The following is a 17437-nucleotide window of genomic DNA, read 5'->3' on the forward strand; positions in this document are numbered from 1 at the left end:
GCAACGATTGAAGACCAGAGCTTTTAATCAGCTTTGAACTTCAGACTGGGCAATTCGGTAACTGGCCAGTGTCGCCACTGCGGCACGCTCCCAGGTGAATAGCCCAGAATGTTCAAGGGCGCCATGGCCGGCTGTTGTCACCGCATCAGGATTCTGGGCCAGCTCAACAAGTTTCTGGGCCCACAGGGAGGCGTCCGCTTCAGGCATAAGCCAACCCGATTTTCCATCGTTCACCGCATAGGCGAGCCCGCCAACGGCATTGGCCAAGACCGGTGTCCCGCAAGCTTGTGCTTCGGCGGCCACCAGCCCAAAGGTTTCGGAAAGCGACGGAACCGCGACAATATCCGCATTGGCAAAAACCAGAGCCAGTTTGGCCGGTTCCAAGGGATCATAGAATCGCACAACATCGCCCAGGTTCTGTTCGTTGGCCATTGATTTCAGATCGTAGTCCGCGGATCCAGAAGATGCGCCAAAAAGCGATGCGGTGATCCGCAAATCAGGATGGCTGCGGCGTGCCGCGCCCATGGCACTAAGCAATAAGTGAGCGCCTTTGAGCGGTTGCATGCGGCCCGCGTAGACCAGGTGCAAGTCATCTTCGCCCAGCGGGCGGCGCAACTTGTCCTGATCAGGGTGGAAAATCCGGTGATTGACCCCGGGCAGCACCACGTCCAATTTGGTGGATTCGACCTGGTAGAAGCGCGCGAGCTGCTTGGCTTCAACCGGCGTGTTGGCAATGATTCGGGCACATTCCAACAGCAATTGTTTCTCGGCCTGTTTACGATTGCCCGGCTCGGGGATGCCCGACTCATGCTCTTTCGCCGAAGCCGAGGTGTGCATCGAAACGAGCAGCGGAACGGACCAAAGCTCTGCGAGTTCGAGTCCGGCCATTCCCGAGAGCCAATAATGGGCGTGAATGATATCGAACTTCAGCCCCTGAAGATGTGAGGATACTGCAAGGACGGCTGGGCCAATGATTTCAGGAAGCTGTTCCTTGGACAATGATTGATTTGCAGCCACCTGAACTTCGTGCATCCAAACGCCTTCGCCAACCTGAAGGGATTGGGATTCAGCCGCGGTGCGAGTAATCATGTGCACTTCATGGCCCAGGGCGCCCAGCGCAAAGGACAAGTTCTGGATGTAGACATTCATGCCGCCGGCATCACCTGAACCCGGTAGCTGCATGGGCGAAGTGTGCAGGGAAAGCATGGCAATGCGCATGTTGATGGCTCCAGGAAAATTCGGGGGAGACGGGCTGCTGTGGCTGAACGCCCAGAGTTGATGCTATCAAGAAGCGAGGTCCAGCATTTTCAAGTTCGCAGCTGTCCAGCGCTCCACCATTGATGCCCCGCCGTGCGCTTCCCCTTCACAGATCTGCAGCTCAGAACCTGGCCATGACCGATGGAGATTCCAAGCAGTTGCCGCAGGACTGGAAACGTCGTTCCGTCCATGGATGAATATTGCCGGAAGGTGACTGATGCGCTCGACCTGGTCCAGAATCGGCGGTTGGCAGAAACCGGAGTGAGACCAGAAATGCGTGGTTAGGCGGGTCATGGCGTGGCGGAATTTTTTCTCCTTCCAGCGTGGATCGCGAAGGACCCGTTCGCTGCCGAGAGAAATATGGGTATCTTCCCAAAGCGCCCATTCCATCGATGCGGCATCTCGAAGATCGGAAACAGGGGAGGAAAGCATCTGAGCGTAGGCCTCGACCAAAGGCATTCGACCTGATTCATAACCAGGGATGTGCGTCCGGGCAAATTTTGACAACCGGTCCCAAGCCTCGGGAAAGATGGTTCCGACTGTTTCAGTTATCCACTGGACTTCTTCGCGACTTGTCGTCGTGACGGCAAAGAGAACGAGGCCGAGCACCCTGCTTGGGTGAGCCTGGGCGTACGCCAGCGCCAATGTTGATCCCCAGGACACTCCATTCATAATCCACTTGTCGATTCCTCGATCGATTCTCAAGGCCTCGATATCCTCGATCAGTTTCTGGGTCGTGAATTGATCTGCAGGGATATTGAGATCGGCAGCCGATGGTGTCGAGCGCCCGCAACCGCGTTGCTCGAACCCGATAAGGCGGGTGCGAGCCAGATCCCAGCGATGCCGGTAACCTGAACTCCCCAGGGTCCCACCGGGACCGCCATGGAGATGCAAGGCCGGGACGCCTTGGGGAAAGCCTGATTCCTCCCAGAACAGACGATGTCCATCGCTGACGGGAAGAAATCCATGCTCGCCGGGGCTACTAAGGTGAACTGAAGAATCCATAGCTGAACCTTATGCGAGGAAGACTGAAGCGAAGGGCTTCTGCGTCGAGCGCATAAAAAGAAATTCCCGGTTGACCAAAGTCAACCGGGAATTTCACCTGTGCGCGAAAGGGGACTTGAACCCCTACCCTCTTGCGAGGACTAGCACCTCAAGCTAGCGCGTCTACCTATTCCGCCACCCGCGCAGGTTACTCGTTGTTCGCGTTGTTATCGCTGGCAACGAAGTAAAACTTTACCATCCCTTTCAAGTGAATTCCAATCGGGTGGTTCTCGGCCTCGATGCCTAAAAACTCCCGTAAATTCGCGGTAAATTCAGGGTTGAGTAGTGACTTAAGGGAAAAAATCCCTCAATCAGTGGCAAGGGTCACATGAAACTTGTGTGATTGTCCTAGTGAAGCACGTGTTTGGCCGGCACTCACAGTTGATTTTCACTGCCAATCCTTCGGATGAATTCTTCTGCGCCGAGTACTTCATTGAAGATTTGTCCCGTGGGTTCTAGCGCTTTGCCAGAGGCCAAATCGGGAAGTTGAACCGGGGTGAAACCTAATTGGCGAACCAATGACGCGACCAATGCGGCATCTTGGGGACTGTCAGTCGCGATTCCCAAGGCGCGCCGGGCCGCGGATTTGGAAGCTCGATCCGCATCGAGGTCCCAGTGGCTGATGTGGTTCAAGGCTTTGGTCACGCGGGATTGGCTGAAGTGTTCAGCGAGCGCCTCTGAACTTGTAAGGCCTCGATCAATTGCACTTTGCAGCCAGCGCGGCAGCGGTTCGTCGTTCCACCGGTTTGTTGCGTCGATCAGCAGCGAACCGGCCAGCGATTCGCTGTCGATGTCGTTCAAGTCTTCCTGCGGAACCATAAGGGCTACCAGCTGTACGTCTTTGGCGATGTCGGTGGCGTCCACGGCGGTGGCCTGTGGCGCATACTGCGCCAAATGATATTTCATGAGCCGCGCTGGCCTGGAGCCTGCAATCGTCACGTGAATGCCAGCGGAAGCTGCCGCTCTTGCCAACGCGGTTCCGGCACGGCCTGCCCCGAGAATGCCGATTTTGTCAATGCTCATGAAACCAGCTTAAACGCCGAGGCCGCCGCCATCTGCGCAAACTGCACAGATGCCGGCGGCCTCGAATCAACTAGCCAAGTACTATCCGGCCCATAGGGGGGAGAGAGCTTTGTAGAGCTGCTGTAGGCCAAGAATGATGAAGAGGATTGCGGTAATGGCCAGGGCGGTGTTGGTGTGCCAGCGGTTGGCCCACTGCTTCGGGATTCGCTTGCCGTTGAGCAGGCCCAGCAAGGTGACTGCAAGGAATGGCATGAACAGCGCTCCGAGCACTCCATAGGCCAGGATCAGCGCGATTGGCTTGTCTAGCAAGAACAGAACCATTGGCGGGAAGGTCAGCCACAGGACATAGAACTTGAAGTATTTGCCACCGGTCATGGTGTCCGGGTGATTTGCTGGGCGCTTGCGCATGTGGCCCCAGAAGTCTGCGAACATCAGCGAAACACCGTTCCATACGCCGATGATCGAGGAGAAGGAAGCTGCCCAGAATCCGATCAGGAAGCCGTTGCCGACCACCACGCCGTATTCCGCTTTGAGCACATCGCCCAGTTCCAGCAGTCCCTTGTCGCCACCGGAGATGGAGACGCCGGCGGCACGGACTACCTCGGCGCCGACGATCAGCATGGCGATCACGAAGATGCCGGTCATGACGTAGGCCATGGAATTATCGATGCGCATAACCCTCATCCACTTGGGGGTGTACCAGCCCTTTTCGCGCAGCCAGTAGCCGTAGGCTGCCAGGGTGATGGTGCCACCCACGCCGCCCGCCAAGGCCAGGGTGTAGATCACGCCGCCCTTGGGGATCATCGGGATCAGGCCCTTGAGCATTTCTGGGACATTGGGCACTGCGATCACTGCCAGGCCCACCACGGTGATGAACATGATGCCCACCAGCACCGCAGTGACCTTTTCGAAGAAGTGGTAGCGGCCGAACCAGACCATGACAAAGCCCAAAAGGCCCATGATGATGGCCCAGATCTTCAGGTCCACGCCAGGGATCAATGCTGCCAGGGGCAATGCCGCCGAACTCATTGCCGTCGCGCCGTAGACGAAGCCCCAGATGATGATGTAGGGGCCAAAGTACCAAGTGGTCCACTTGCCCAGGGACTTCCAGCCTTCGAAAATCGTCTGGCCTGTGGCCAGGGTATAGCGGCCGGCGCCTTCAACGAGGACGATTTTCAGGATGACGCCCAAGATGACTGCCCAGAGCAGGGCATAGCCATATTGGCTGCCGGCTACGAGGGTTGCCACCATATCTGCGGCACCAACGCCTGTAGCGGCGACAACCAATCCGGGGCCGATAATTTTCCAGCGCGGTGGCCCGCCGGACTCAAGGCCGGCATCGGGTGCCTGGGTGCTTTCACTCATGGGGTCATTCCTTTGTCACAGTGCGGTTCGCTGCGGCCCTCATCGTCGGTGATGAGGGCCACAAGCGTGCGAGATCGTAATCAATATTGGTAGTGATTCAGATTACTTGCAATCTGAGTTGGAAGTACTAACACTTTCTTAGGACAACGAGCCGGCGCCGACGCTTGGTGCCTGGAAAATTGCTAGAATTGCCTAGTTATCGCGGGCCGAGCGCCCAAATTCAAACACCAAGGATGGTGCCGTGCGGCTTTTGATCGTCGAGGACGACCAGGCAGTTGCGGATGCGCTCATTGATGCTGTTAGCGCTGCTGGCCACGAGGCCATGCACGCTGGCAAGGGTTCCGATGCCTTGCTGCGCCACCATGACGCCGAGTTGATCTTGTTGGATCTTGGCATGCCGGACATGGACGGGTTGGAAGTCCTTCGCAAGCTCAGGCAAGTGAGCGACGTGCCAGTGGTCATCCTGAGCGCCAGGAACGATGAGCGCAGCGTGGTTCGCGGTCTGCGCCAAGGCGCTGACGACTATCTGGTCAAGCCCATCGGGCTCACCGTCTTGCTGGCTAGGATTGATGCCGTAGCACGCCGGTCCAACGTGAACACCGGAGCAGACAGAAACCAGATCAGCGCCGGAGCCCTGGTGATTAATCTGGATAAGCATGAAGCGGTTCTGGCGGGCAAGGCTCTTGCCCTGACCGCCAAGGAATTTCAACTGCTCACTTTGCTTGCCCGGCATGCAGGATCCGTAGTGACCCGTGAACAGATCCTCGATCAGCTATGGGGCGATGCTTTCCTTGCAGTGTCCCGTTCGCTCGACGTGCACCTGACCGGACTTCGCTCGAAGCTTGCCCGCTCCGGGATGATCGTCAACGTTCGCGGTGTCGGCTATCGCCTTGAGGCCCCGTCGTCGTGAGAGTCCGGGTCTTGGGGGTGCTTGGCTCCTCGCTGCTGGTGATCGTAGTTCTCGTCAGCACGGTTCTGATGCAGGGGGTCAGCCGTGATGCCGCGGCTGAGATTCTCTCGAACCGGCTCTCTGCACTGAATCGATTCGTCCAGCTCGCGTCGCATGTCGCGAGCGACGATGACTTGGAAATGCTTCAAATCGAGATGGATACGTATTCCGGCCTCTATGGCGAAGGGCTGCTGATAGTTGCCGACGGACACCAGCTAGTTTCCGGGAACATCAGTGCACAAGACCCTGATGTGGCCGATACGCTGCGTGCAGCCGCGCTAAACCTCGAACGCACGGACATTCCTGCGGTGAACCCATTCCTTGACACCGGGGCCTTGATTGCCCGCCCGTTCGGTAATACTGGACAGGTGCTGGGCTCGGTCACCATGAAAGTGAATCTGGAACCCGCGCGCATGAAGGTTCTTCAAGCATCGAGCATGGTCATTCTCGCGACCCTCACCGTCGGTGCTGTCTTCCTGTTATTGGCCAACCGGTTGGCAACCTGGGTTTTGCGCCCCTTGCATCGCCTTGATGACTCAGTTCAGTTGCTGACTCAAACGCAGCGTCCCATCCCGCTCGTTGAGCAGGGCCCGCCAGAACTGCGCGCGTTGTCGCGCTCGGTCAGCTCCATGGCGCAAACCATGGCGACAAGTCTTCAACAGCAACAAGAGCTCATTGCAGAAACTTCCCATCAGCTGCGCAATCCAGTGGCCGCGTTGAGGCTCCGGGTGGATTTGTTGAAAATGAGGCTTCCCGATCGGGCGAGTGCGGAAGGATTGCGTTCAGTTGAAAATGAGCTGGCACGAGTGGAAATGCTGTTGGACGGAGTTTTGCGCTTGGCTAGTGCGGAGCACCGTTTAACCGAGCAAAACTCGGAGGAAGGCGTTGCTGATTCAACTGCTGGGAAAGAATCCATAAATGTTCTGCAGGTCCTCGCCGAAGAGTTTGAACGCCAGTCGGCTACCGCACAGGCAGCAGGAAATACATTGATTCTGGAAGGGACGGCGGAATCAGCAAAAGACGTGTCGGTTTGGTGCAATCTCTTCGACCTGCAGCAGATGGTTGCGGAGCTTCTGGAAAACGCGATCAAATATGCGCCGGCCACCCAAATCACGTTGTCCGTAAAAAGTTCTCCGACGATGGTTGATGTCATGATCTGCGATCAAGGCCCAGGGATGAACAAGACTGAAATCGGACGTGCGGGCGAACGTTTTTGGCGAGCGGAAAGCGTCCGAGGCACTGCGGGCACGGGACTGGGATTAGCGATTGTGGATCGGCTGGCACGGGCAAACTCAGGCCAGCTGCTCGTGACGGCTAACTCACAGGCCGGGCTCGCGGCCATTATCAGTTTGCCCCGTGCCTCATCAGCCGCGGAGAAGAACGATGACTGAGAAAAATCCACCCGAGCGCCGCACGATCCTCAAATTCCTGATGGCTGCCCCCGTCGTTCTGTCGATGCCTGTCCTGGGCGCATGCAGCAGCCGTGCCACAGAACCGCGCCTTGACATTGCTTCAGGTGAAGAAGGCGGAATGTACTTCGAATTTGCGCAACTGCTTTCCTCTGCCCTGTTCAACGAAGGGATTGCCGAGCAGTCAAGCGCCCTGAAAACCCAGGCAAGTGCGCAGAATCTTGAACTGCTTGTCCAAGGCGGCGCCCATTTGGCCTTGGCCCTTGCCGATACCGTCGCTGAATTTCGTTCAGAAAACAAGGACCACAGTGGCATACGGGCGTTGGGGAGGGTCTACCAGAACTATTTTCATTGCATTGTCCGAGCCGGCAGCGGCATCCGATCCCTCGCCGATTTCCCTGGCCGCATTATCGGCACGGGCGCGGCCGGTTCGGGAACGTGGGTTACCGGACAGCGGATACTGCAGGTTGCTGGACTCAAGGAGCATAGCCAGCCGCCGGAGGAACGGAAACTTGGGTACACCGCAGGACTTCACGCGCTCAGCCAGGGCCGCATTGATGCGCTCTTCCTATTTGGCGGGATGCCGGTAAGGCCCCTGACCGAGCTGGCCCAGAAACTGGACTTGAATCTCTTGGATATCTCCAAAGTGCTGCCTCAACTGCGCGATGCCTACCCCGGTCTTTATGATCGCGTGGTCATCCCAGACAACACGTATCCAGGAATATCTGGCGTTGACACGATTGGTGTCAGCAATTTGTTGATGGCCCGCGCTGATTTGCCGGATAGAACTGCAAAGTCGATCGTCCTGCTTCTCGCGACCAAAGCGCAACAGCTTGTTCCCGAATCCAGCGCCGGAATCCAGCATTTGACACCTGAAACGCTTATCAGCACCGCTGGGCAGCCGCTCCATCCCGGCGCTCGCGCTGCCTACCTGGAGTTGCACGGCTAGCTGCCAAAAGCCTCCACAGCAAGCGACGAATCGCCCATTGCCTACTATGGTGGAACTCAAGACCACCACTGCGAAAGGTATTTCCCTGATGACCACCGCCATTGAGCGCATGGAAAAAGACGCCGTTGAAATTTGCCGCGGGCTGATCCGAATTGATACGACGAATTTTGGCGGCAACAAAGGGGCAGGCGAGCTAGAAGCCGCACGCTATGTTGCCGAGCTGTTTGACGAGGTTGGCCTGGACGCGCAGATCTACGAGTCAGCGCCTGGGCGTGCCAATGTGGTCTTGCGAATTCCGGGTTCAGATCCATCCTTGCCGGCGCTCATCGTGCATGGGCACCTTGACGTGGTTCCAGCCATTGCAGAGGATTGGAGCGTTGACCCGTTCGGCGCCGAAGTCATCGATGGCATGATCTGGGGCCGGGGCGCGGTGGACATGAAGAATATGGATGCGATGATTATTGCCGCTATCCGGCATCTTCACCGTGAAAAGATCTCGCCACGGCGTGACTTGATCATTGCTTTCTTCGCTGACGAAGAAGCTGGCGGCGATTACGGTTCTGGCTGGATGGTGCAAAATCATCCGGAGGTCTTTGCCGGCGCCGAGGAAGCGATCAGCGAAGTCGGCGGATTCTCCGTGGACATCAACGGGCGCCGGGCTTATATGCTGCAAACCGCTGAAAAGGGGATCGCGTGGCTGAAGCTCACCGCGCAAGGAATGGCTGGGCACGGATCCCAAATTAACTCTGATAACGCTGTCACCACACTGGCCGGTGCCGTACACCGCATTGGCGAATACCAGTGGCCTTTGTCCTATACCAAAACGACGCTGTCCCTCCTGGAACAGGTTGCCGAGTTGACGGGGCTGGAATTTGACCAGCAGAATCCGCAGCCGCTACTTGAAGCCATGGGAAATGTTTCCCGTTTTGTCGGAGCAACCCTGCAGAACACCGCTAACCCCTCGGCCTTGCAGGCGGGCTACAAGCACAATGTCATTCCGGGGCAGGCTGAGGCGCTCATTGATTGCCGCACGCTGCCAGATGAGCACGAAGCAACCTTGGAGAAGCTGGCTGAACTGGCCGGAGAAGGCGTTGAGCTTTCCATGGTCCACGAGCAGGATTCGCTGGAAGTGCCTTTTGCCGGAGCGCTGGTCGACACCATGGTCAAGTCGCTGCTGGATGAGGATCCAGACGCGATTGTCTTGCCTTATATGCTTTCTGGCGGCACCGACAACAAATGGCTGGCCACCATTGGCATCACCGGATATGGTTTTGCGCCGCTGCAATTGCCGGCAGAGCTCGACTTCACCGGCATGTTCCATGGCGTGGACGAGCGTGTCCCGGTGGACGCTATTAAATTCGGGGTAAAAGTCCTCGAAAACCTCATGCGCAGCTACTAGCGGCCAGCTGGAACGAGGCCTCAAATATGCAGGAGCAAAAAGTGTCTATCGAGTCAGTGCTCTCAGATCGACTTCTAGAGCAATTCCGTGAACGCGCTGCGCAATACGATGAGGACAATTCCTTCGCCACAGAGGACTTTGATGCGCTGGTGTCGTTGGGATATCTGAAAGCCTTGATCCCTGTCGGACAGGGCGGGCTGGGCTGGAGCCTGGAACAACTGGCATTGGCCCAACGGCGCTTGGCCACGGCAGCCCCAGCCACGGCGCTGGCGGTGAATATGCACCACGTTTGGGCTTCGGTCGCCAACGTGTTGCAAGCGCGAGGCGATCATCGTCTGCAAATGGTCAGCGACTGGATTTCCCAGGGCGAGGTCATGGCCTTCGGAATTTCGGAGCCAGGCAATGATTCGGTGCTTTTTGATTCAAAAACCTCGGCCAGCACGGCACCAGATGGATCTGTGACATTTAACGGGGTAAAGATTTTTACCTCGCTGTCTCCGGCATTCACTCGACTCGGCGTTTTCGGGAAAGACGAAACAACCGGTGAACTGGTTCACGGGTTCGTAGCCAAGGGCCAAGGCGTCGAATCGATGGGGGACTGGAACACCCTGGGCATGCGGGCCAGCCAGTCGCACACGACCAAACTCGTTAATGCAGTTTCCCCGCGCGAGTGGGTGCACAGCCGGCTTCCGGCAGGTCCAAATCCGGATCTGTTGATTTTCGGGATCTTCGCTTCTTTCCTGACTCTGACGGCCAGCGTCTATGTGGGCATCGCGGATCGGGCCGTGGCCTTGGGCCAAGAGGCGCTGAATAAGAAGGTGCATCACGACGGGACCAAGTACTCCCAGGATATCCGTGCCAGGGGACTTCTAGCCGAGGCCGCGATGAGGCTCATTTCGCTGGACGCTCTCCAGCGGTCGGTGGCCGCCGATATAGATGCCGCAGTGGATCACCGCGAAGCGTGGTTCCCGAAACTTGTTACCCTGCGCACTCTGGCCGGGGACGCCGCCCGGGAAAATGTCCAGGTGCTCGGGCAGCTATTGGGCGGTAGCGGATACTTCCGAGGCTCCGAATTCGAGAGGCTGTATCGCGACGTGCAGGCCAGCTGGTACCACCCCTCGAACGCTGCCTCGGCAGCAAACTCCGTCGCATCCTGGCTTGTCGGGCCATTGGATACGTAGAGGCTGCTTGCCTAGTTAGTTGGCGGAAGGGTGCTGCGGATTCTCATGACCCGTCGCCGTAGCCAATATTTGTAGACGCCGCCTTCATATCTGCAGGTACGCATCAGTTCCCATTTGCCGTTGTCAGCATGTTCACGCAGGGCAGCACGGGCAAGATGAACGGGCTCGCTGGGGAAGGCGGTGATCACCAAATATTCGAAGCGCTGTTCATCGGAGTGATGCAACGGCGGTTTAATTCTTTCTTGAAGCATCTTGCCCCCTATCTAATGAACCCTATGCGTTGTAGCTTAAGACCATGAGTACTGATCCAAGTTTTGCACTGCAATCTTTGATTGCCCGGCTCGAACAGCACCTGGCCGTTGTTTCGCAAAGCCGCGGTGCTGCCGAGGCATCGGTGGACGCCGCATTTGGAGCCCTGGCAGATGCCTTCGAAGACTACGAAGACGCGCTTTACGATCAGTATTCGGAACTTTTGCCTTTCACCATACCTGCAGATGACGCGTGAGTACGACCACGGGGTGATTTTTGGCCCAATCGTGTTTTTGAGCCTCGTTCCTTGCTGGCGGTGAAGTAATGTCGAGGGGTGAATTGGTTTGAAGCAGCTTTCCTTGGATTGATCCAGGGCCTGACCGAGTTCCTCCCGATCTCGTCCTCGGCCCACCTGCGTATTGTCGGCGAACTTTTGCCCAATGCCCAGGACCCCGGAGCGGCCTTTACGGCCATCACCCAGCTCGGAACAGAGACTGCGGTGATCGTGTTCTTCTGGCGTGACATCGTGAGAATAATCGGAGCCTGGGGCAAAGCCCTTGCCGGCAAGATCCCGCACTCGGATCCCGACGCAAAAATGGGTTGGCTGATTATTGTCGGCTCGATTCCGATCGCTATCCTGGGCCTGTTGCTAGAGGACTACATCGATTCGAACTTCCGATCCCTGTGGATCGTGGCGACCACCCTGGTGGTCTTCGGCCTGTTTCTCGCCCTCGCTGATCATTACGGCAAGCAGCAGCGCAGCCTGGACAAGCTCACCGTCAAGCACGGCATCATTTATGGCCTGGCCCAGGCCATGGCCTTGATCCCTGGCGTTTCGCGTTCCGGCGGTACGATCACCGCAGGCCTGCTCATGGGATACACCCGTGAAGCCGCCGCGCGCTACTCTTTCCTGCTCGCCATCCCCGCTGTCTATGCCTCCGGCCTGTACAAGTTGGCAAAGACCTTTGATGAGCCGGGGGTGTACACCCTGGCGCAAACCGGCGTGGCGACCGCGATCGCCTTCGTGGTCGGGTTCTTGATTGTCGGCTGGTTCCTGAAGTTCGTTTCCACCCACTCGTATCGGTTCTTCGTTTGGTACCGCATTTTGCTGGGCCTCGTGCTTTTCGTGGCTTTGGGCTTCGGCCTGATTAACCCATAGTTTGATCTTTATCGAGATGTCCGTGGAGCGTTTCACGGACATCTCGGCGTTAACGGGAATAAACCTCGTCCTGCTTCACTTGGACTTAGAGGAAGAAAATCGTCGCATCTGCGAAAGGATGTTCATCAGTGCACGCGTGGAAAAACCCTGAGGTACCTCAGGTGGCTGGTTCAGCACCAATTTTGGAACTCTTCAATACTGCCACCGGTAACCTGCAGGCCACCGCACCTGCGGATGCGGCAAATGACGCCGCCAGCATGTATGTCTGCGGGATTACCCCGTACGACGCAACCCATATGGGACATGCATCCACCTACGTCACCTTTGACCTCGTGCATCGCACGTGGCTGGACAACGGGCGCCCCGTTGCGTACTCGCAAAATATCACCGACGTCGATGACCCGCTCCTTGAGCGTGCAGAAGCCACTGGCGTGGATTGGCGGGACCTCGCTGAGCAGCAGGTACAGCTGTTCCGCGACGATATGGAAGCGCTCAACGTGATTCCACCGCAGCACTACATCGGTGCCGTCGAATCCATCGAGTGGCTCGTTCCCGTGGTGGAGCAGCTTCTCGAAGCGGATTTGGCATACCGCGTTCCAGCCGGCGCCGATGGGGTTGAAGGCGATATCTACTTTGACACCTATGCCGCCGAGAACGATGCATGGAAGCTGGGAGCAGTGTCTAACTACGACCGGGAAACCATGCTGGGCTTTTTTGCAGAGCGCGGTGGTGATCCGCAACGCGAAGGCAAGCGTGACGCCTTGGATCCCTTGCTGTGGCGGGCAGCGCGCGAGGGTGAACCGTCGTGGGAGGGCGGCAAGCTGGGCACCGGTCGTCCGGGATGGCACATTGAATGTTCGGTGATCGCCCGCAAGACATTGCCGGCGCCTTTCACCGTCCAAGGCGGCGGATCCGACTTGATCTTCCCGCACCATGAATTCTCGGCTGCGCATGCGGCCGCCAGCGACCACCATGAGCTTGCCCAGGCCTACGTGCACACCGGCATGGTGGGCCTAGACGGTGAAAAGATGAGCAAGTCGCTGGGCAACCTGGTCCTGGTTTCCAAGCTGCGCGCTGCTGGAGTCGAGCCTGTGGCCATTCGCGCGGTATTGCTTTCCCAGCATTACCGCACCAACTGGTTCTGGACCGATGACCTGCTCGATGCCGCACAGCAGCGCATTGCCCTGTGGCGTGAGCGCCTGGAGGGCACCGGCCTTGCCGAGGCCACCGCGCTGCTAGCCCGCATCCGTTCGCATATGGCCAATGATCTTGACGCTCCGGGCGCCTTGGCGGCCATCGACCAGTGGGCTGCGCAGCCGGCTGATGGCAGCGGTGACGGCGCGCAATTGCTGCGTGACGGCTTCGACGCGCTTTTAGGCCTCAAGCTCTGAGTTCTGTCTTTCACCCCGGTGAACCGGTGAAGCCATCAGGGGCCGACATCAGATTTCGAAGTCGGCCCCTGAGCCGTCCGGGCGGAATTTTCCCCGCCGGCGCAGGTACCGTTCAAATTCGCGGGCAATGGATTCACCGCTAGCCTCCGGCAAATCGCTGGTATCAGTTGCCTCTTCGAGTTGCTGCACATACTTGGCCACGTCTGGGTCAGCGGCCGCTAATTCGTCGACTCCATGCTTCCACGCCAAGGCGTCATCGCGCAGTTGCTGATCCGAGATGGTGATGGGCAGCAGCTCTTCAAGCATCTCGACGAAGGCCAGCTGGACCCGTGGGCTCGGCGACTGGGCAACATAGTGCGAAAGCTGGGCCCAGAGCGACATGGTGGGGATGCCCCGGCGTTCAAATTCGATGCCGAGGATCGAAGGGATGCCTGAAGGCCCCTCGTAATTCGAGGCCTCGATCTTGAAGTGTTCCTGGAGCCTGGCATCGTCGCTGGATAATGACGTGGGCACAGGACGCGTATGCGGCACATCGGCCAATAGTGCTCCCAAGGTCAACACGGCGTGCGCGTTGTGTGCCTGGGCCACTTCGATGATCCGGGCGCAGAAGCTCTGCCATTTGAACGTTGGTTCCACTCCGAGGATCACCAGCAAATCCGCGGCCGCCTGCGGCAGTTCCATCTTGTAGATTTCGGTGCGGGGCCAGTCCACCATTCGTCCCTGGGCGGTGCGACGCGTTTTCGGCCGGGAGAACTGGTAGTCATAGAAGTCGTCTTCGCCGATGGTGGCAATATGCTCATAGGCGTTTTCCTCCAGCAGCAGGCGCACTGCATCCGTTGCCGCTGAGCCAGCGTCATTCCACCCTTCGAACGCGGCCACGACGATAGTGGGGCGAATCTCATGCTCGGCCTGGGCGATATAGGTATTCAGCGTTGGGGTGTGGAAATCCTTGTTCAATGAAAACTCCTATGCAGCATTCTGGCCGTTGGCGTGGCTTGCCGAAGCGGCTTAGCCCCACTCTTCCATCTAGAATGGACTCATGCCAAGCACCAGTTTTGACTTTAATTCCGCATCCGACCCCCGAACGCCGCAAGCGGTACTGTGGGACATGGATGGCACCTTGATCGACACCGAGCCTTATTGGATTGTTGCCGAGTCGGAACTGGTTGCAGCACATGGCGGAACCTGGACTGAGGAGCAGGGCCTTTCTCTCGTCGGCAGTGCGCTTCCCAATTCAGCGCGGATCCTGCAGGAAGCCGGCGTCAAGCTGTCGGCACGTGAGATCATCGACCTGCTGAGTGCCCAGGTAGTTGCCGGGATTCGAAAGGAAATTCCGTGGAGGCCTGGAGCCCGCGAGCTGCTCGCGGCCTGCCACGAGGCCAATATTCCGCAGGCCCTGGTGACGATGTCTGAGCGCAGCATCGTCAATGAGCTTCTGGATCAATTGCCAGAAGGAACTTTCCAGGCATCGGTCACGGGCGAAGAAGTGGGCCATGGCAAACCACATCCAGAACCTTATCTGACCGGATTGCAATTGCTGCAAGACGAGGTGGGCCACGAACTGATCGCTGAAAAGTGCATTGGATTTGAAGATTCGGTTCCGGGCATTGCCTCAGCATCGGCTGCGGGATTGCATGCCGTGCTGGTGCCCAATGCCACTGATCCCGGTGACGGAAAGTGGCGTCGAATAGAAAGCCTAGACGGGGTAGACGTGAAAGAAATGACTCGATGGTTGGTGCAGGTTAGCGCGTGAGCGATACTTCAGAAAAAGCCCCCGGAATAAAGCTAGGGCGCATTGGCGGAGTTCCGGTCTACCTTTCGAGCTCGTGGTTCATCATCGCTGCGGTCATCACTGTCTCAGTGGGAATGCAGCTTTCACGCAGCCAATGGATTCCGGCGCTCAACGCCTATCTCATGGGTTTTGCCTGCGCTGCGGTGATTGCGGTTGCGGTATTGGTCCACGAAGTAGCCCATGCCATGATGGCCCGGGTATTCAAATGGCCCGATGCGCACATTGTCCTGACGCTGATGGGCGGACACACGCAGTTCGGTTCCTTCAAGGCAAAACCGGGTGCTTCGCTGTGGGTTGCGCTCTCAGGGCCAGTGTCCAACTTTGTTCTCGCCGGGCTGGGCTGGCTGATTCTCCAGAATCTTGAACCAGATATCTACTCGAAGTTGCTGCTGGACTTCTTTATTTACGCCAACCTGCTGCTCGGGGCATTCAATGCTTTGCCGGGGCTTCCACTAGATGGCGGTCGGCTGATTGAGTCGATCGTTTGGAAAGCGACCGGATCACAGTTCAAGGGCACCATCGCATCGAGCTGGGTAGGCCGCGTCATTGCGATTGGCGTAGTCTTCTACTTCGTCGCCTACCCATATCTGCGTGGCGAAGAAATTCAAATTATCACCGCCGTCGTTGGCCTCATGGTGGCGATGTTCATGTGGCAGGCAACCACCGGGCTCATTGCGCACTCGAAGATGATGCTCAACCTTCCTAGCGTGATTGCCTCTGATTTGATGAAGCCCGCTTCCGCCATGCTGTCCCAGGTAACGGTTGCCGACGTTTATGTGCGGCAGAACCAACGCGGTGGGGAAATAATCCTTGTCGATAGCAAGGGCATGCCCGTCGGCGTAGTTGACGCGCAGGCCATTGTACGAGTTGACCGTGCCCGGGCGGCTGAAGTCCCGGCCCTGGCGGTCGCGCGTGCGCTGGGGCAAGGTGCCATTGTGGCCGAAGATTCTGATGGGCGTGCACTGATCGACTACCTCGCCAGCGTCAGCTCAGTCGAATATGCAGTGATCAACGGGCAAGGACAAGTTGTCGGCCTGCTGCACCAGCGAGATATCATCAGCGCCGTTACCGGACGACGCAAGTAGACTTTCAAAGAATTCATAGAGCATTAAGAAAAGGATCACACTAGTGAGCGAAGCCAACAGCACGGCACCCCACGGTGCGGCAGCCCGCCGCGGACCATTCCGCGTAGGCGACCGCGTGCAATTGACCGACGAAAAGCGCCGGATCAACACCATCACCCTGCAAAACGGCGGGGAGTTCCACACCCACAAGGGCGTCTTGCCGCATGAGGCGATCATTGGCCTTCCTGAGGGCTCTGTCATCGAGAACATCGATGGATTCCGCTACCAGGCCCTTCGCCCGCTGGCCAAGGACTTTGTGCTCTCGATGCCACGTGGCGCCACCGTGGTGTACCCGAAGGACGCAGCCCAGATTGTCCAGTTCGGTGACATCTTCCCGGGTGCCCGCGTAGTGGAAGCCGGTGTCGGCTCCGGCGCACTGTCCATTTCGTTGCTGCGCGCCGTCGGCGATGAAGGATTCCTGCACTCGTTCGAACGCCGCGAAGAATTCGCCGATATTGCCCGTGGCAATATCGCTACGGTCTTCGGCGGGGAACACCCGTCCTGGCAAATCTCCATCGGCGATTTCCAGGACCGGGTCGTGGAGCTCGAAGAGCCCGGAAGTATCGACCGCGTGGTGTTGGATATGCTCAGCCCCTGGGAATGCCTCGATGCGGTAGCCACTGTGCTGGCACCGGGCGGGGTGTGGACCAACTACGTCTCCTCGGTGACCCAGATGTCCCGTGTTGTCGAGGCAATTCGCGCCTCGGGCCAGTTCACCGAACCAGAATGCTTCGAAACCCTGGTGCGTGGTTGGCATGTCGACGGCTTGGCTGTGCGCCCGGACCACCGCATGGTTGCCCACACCGCGTTCCTGATCACCTGCCGTCGGCTGGCCGATTCGGCCGACGGCATCCCGAAGGCCAAGCGAATCAAGGAGCACTCCTACTCAACTGAAGACTTGAGTGCTTGGACTCGTGACCACGATGAGCAGCAGTGGTCTGCAGAAGCTCTGGGGGAGCGGGGCATTTCGGATAAGAAGCTGCGCCGAGCCTCTCGCGATGCACATCAGGCTGTGCGCGTGCGCGATGCGCAGAATACCGATGCGGACTCTGAGAGCTAAACATTCTGGATGACCGAATACTGAGATAGATTGTCTCAGTATGTGACTTCAGGCCCCGGGTGTTCTGCACTCGGGGCCTGAAGTTC

17 protein-coding genes and 1 tRNA gene are annotated in these 17437 nt (G+C 58.0%); 11 read left to right on the forward strand and 7 right to left on the reverse strand.

The window, feature by feature from the left end; translation table 11 throughout:
- Positions 1–27 precede the first annotated feature (27 nt).
- The 5 genes from AC6CHO_RS04600 to AC6CHO_RS04620 form a co-directional block, all read right to left on the reverse strand.
- Positions 28–1182: a glycosyltransferase gene (locus tag AC6CHO_RS04600; RefSeq protein WP_498213926.1), complete on the reverse strand. Its 1155-nt coding sequence runs from the start codon at positions 1180–1182 to the stop codon at positions 28–30.
- A gap of 102 nt (positions 1183–1284) precedes the next feature.
- Positions 1285–2262: an alpha/beta fold hydrolase gene (locus AC6CHO_RS04605; protein WP_498213927.1), complete on the reverse strand. Its 978-nt coding sequence runs from the start codon at positions 2260–2262 to the stop codon at positions 1285–1287.
- 100 nt (positions 2263–2362) lie between these two features.
- A tRNA-Leu gene (locus tag AC6CHO_RS04610) sits at positions 2363–2446 on the reverse strand.
- 230 nt (positions 2447–2676) lie between these two features.
- Entirely contained in the window at positions 2677–3324 is a 648-nt protein-coding gene (locus tag AC6CHO_RS04615; protein WP_498213928.1) for an NADPH-dependent F420 reductase, read from the reverse strand.
- 81 nt (positions 3325–3405) lie between these two features.
- Positions 3406–4689: an Nramp family divalent metal transporter gene (locus AC6CHO_RS04620; RefSeq protein WP_060701578.1), complete on the reverse strand. Its 1284-nt coding sequence runs from the start codon at positions 4687–4689 to the stop codon at positions 3406–3408.
- A 241-nt stretch (positions 4690–4930) separates the two neighbouring features.
- Here AC6CHO_RS04620 and AC6CHO_RS04625 point away from each other — a divergent pair, with 241 nt between their 5' ends.
- From AC6CHO_RS04625 to AC6CHO_RS04645, 5 genes are all read left to right on the forward strand, one after another.
- Complete coding sequence (locus AC6CHO_RS04625; RefSeq protein WP_498213929.1) at positions 4931–5599, forward strand: response regulator transcription factor; 669 nt, start codon at positions 4931–4933, stop codon at positions 5597–5599.
- A 17-nt stretch (positions 5600–5616) separates the two neighbouring features.
- Positions 5617–7029: a sensor histidine kinase gene (locus AC6CHO_RS04630; protein ID WP_498213930.1), complete on the forward strand. Its 1413-nt coding sequence runs from the start codon at positions 5617–5619 to the stop codon at positions 7027–7029.
- Complete coding sequence (locus AC6CHO_RS04635; RefSeq protein ID WP_498213931.1) at positions 7022–7996, forward strand: TAXI family TRAP transporter solute-binding subunit; 975 nt, start codon at positions 7022–7024, stop codon at positions 7994–7996. Before AC6CHO_RS04630 ends, AC6CHO_RS04635 begins: the two co-directional genes overlap by 8 nt.
- An 88-nt stretch (positions 7997–8084) precedes the next feature.
- Positions 8085–9395, forward strand: a complete 1311-nt coding sequence (locus AC6CHO_RS04640; RefSeq protein ID WP_060703382.1) for a M20/M25/M40 family metallo-hydrolase — start codon at positions 8085–8087, stop codon at positions 9393–9395.
- A 41-nt stretch (positions 9396–9436) separates the two neighbouring features.
- Positions 9437–10576, forward strand: coding sequence for an acyl-CoA dehydrogenase family protein (locus AC6CHO_RS04645; protein WP_498213932.1), 1140 nt, complete (start codon positions 9437–9439; stop codon positions 10574–10576).
- 11 nt (positions 10577–10587) lie between these two features.
- Here AC6CHO_RS04645 and AC6CHO_RS04650 read toward each other — a convergent pair whose 3' ends face one another.
- Complete coding sequence (locus AC6CHO_RS04650; RefSeq protein WP_498213933.1) at positions 10588–10827, reverse strand: DUF5703 family protein; 240 nt, start codon at positions 10825–10827, stop codon at positions 10588–10590.
- Between the two features lie 44 nt (positions 10828–10871).
- On the opposite strand from AC6CHO_RS04650, the gene AC6CHO_RS04655 reads away from it, so the two are divergent.
- The 3 genes from AC6CHO_RS04655 to mshC all read left to right on the forward strand — a co-directional run bounded on the left by AC6CHO_RS04655 (position 10872) and on the right by mshC (position 13375).
- Entirely contained in the window at positions 10872–11081 is a 210-nt protein-coding gene (locus tag AC6CHO_RS04655) for a hypothetical protein (protein WP_060701582.1), read from the forward strand.
- Positions 11082–11159: 78 nt separating this feature from the next.
- Positions 11160–11984, forward strand: coding sequence for an undecaprenyl-diphosphate phosphatase (locus AC6CHO_RS04660; protein WP_498213934.1), 825 nt, complete (start codon positions 11160–11162; stop codon positions 11982–11984).
- Between the two features lie 128 nt (positions 11985–12112).
- Complete coding sequence (gene mshC / locus AC6CHO_RS04665; RefSeq protein WP_498213935.1) at positions 12113–13375, forward strand: cysteine--1-D-myo-inosityl 2-amino-2-deoxy-alpha-D-glucopyranoside ligase; 1263 nt, start codon at positions 12113–12115, stop codon at positions 13373–13375.
- Between the two features lie 48 nt (positions 13376–13423).
- Here mshC and AC6CHO_RS04670 read toward each other — a convergent pair whose 3' ends face one another.
- On the reverse strand, positions 13424–14332 hold the full coding sequence (locus AC6CHO_RS04670) for a proteasome assembly chaperone family protein (protein ID WP_498213937.1): 909 nt from the start codon (positions 14330–14332) through the stop codon (positions 13424–13426).
- Between the two features lie 82 nt (positions 14333–14414).
- Here AC6CHO_RS04670 and AC6CHO_RS04675 point away from each other — a divergent pair, with 82 nt between their 5' ends.
- From AC6CHO_RS04675 to AC6CHO_RS04685, 3 genes are read left to right on the forward strand one after another with little or no spacing between them, the layout of a single operon-like run.
- Complete coding sequence (locus AC6CHO_RS04675; RefSeq protein ID WP_257746307.1) at positions 14415–15128, forward strand: HAD family hydrolase; 714 nt, start codon at positions 14415–14417, stop codon at positions 15126–15128.
- Positions 15125–16252 (forward strand): site-2 protease family protein, encoded by a 1128-nt coding sequence (locus AC6CHO_RS04680; RefSeq protein WP_498213939.1) that lies wholly within the window; start codon positions 15125–15127, stop codon positions 16250–16252. Before AC6CHO_RS04675 ends, AC6CHO_RS04680 begins: the two co-directional genes overlap by 4 nt.
- A 43-nt stretch (positions 16253–16295) precedes the next feature.
- A complete protein-coding gene (locus tag AC6CHO_RS04685; RefSeq protein ID WP_498213940.1) occupies positions 16296–17351 on the forward strand; it encodes a tRNA (adenine-N1)-methyltransferase in 1056 nt (351 codons plus the stop codon).
- Positions 17352–17437: the final 86 nt, after the last annotated feature.

The sequence above is a fragment of the Glutamicibacter sp. GQ173 genome (assembly GCF_059759215.1).

Coding starts and splice junctions, on each gene's coding strand:
- AC6CHO_RS04600 (WP_498213926.1), bottom strand. CDS start 1,182: ATGCAGCTACCGGGTTCAGGTGATGCCGGCGGCATGAATGTCTACATC.
- AC6CHO_RS04605 (WP_498213927.1), bottom strand. CDS start 2,262: ATGGATTCTTCAGTTCACCTTAGTAGCCCCGGCGAGCATGGATTTCTT.
- AC6CHO_RS04615 (WP_498213928.1), bottom strand. CDS start 3,324: ATGAGCATTGACAAAATCGGCATTCTCGGGGCAGGCCGTGCCGGAACC.
- AC6CHO_RS04620 (WP_060701578.1), bottom strand. CDS start 4,689: ATGAGTGAAAGCACCCAGGCACCCGATGCCGGCCTTGAGTCCGGCGGG.
- AC6CHO_RS04635 (WP_498213931.1), top strand. CDS start 7,022: ATGACTGAGAAAAATCCACCCGAGCGCCGCACGATCCTCAAATTCCTG.
- AC6CHO_RS04640 (WP_060703382.1), top strand. CDS start 8,085: ATGACCACCGCCATTGAGCGCATGGAAAAAGACGCCGTTGAAATTTGC.
- AC6CHO_RS04650 (WP_498213933.1), bottom strand. CDS start 10,827: ATGCTTCAAGAAAGAATTAAACCGCCGTTGCATCACTCCGATGAACAG.
- AC6CHO_RS04655 (WP_060701582.1), top strand. CDS start 10,872: ATGAGTACTGATCCAAGTTTTGCACTGCAATCTTTGATTGCCCGGCTC.
- AC6CHO_RS04675 (WP_257746307.1), top strand. CDS start 14,415: ATGCCAAGCACCAGTTTTGACTTTAATTCCGCATCCGACCCCCGAACG.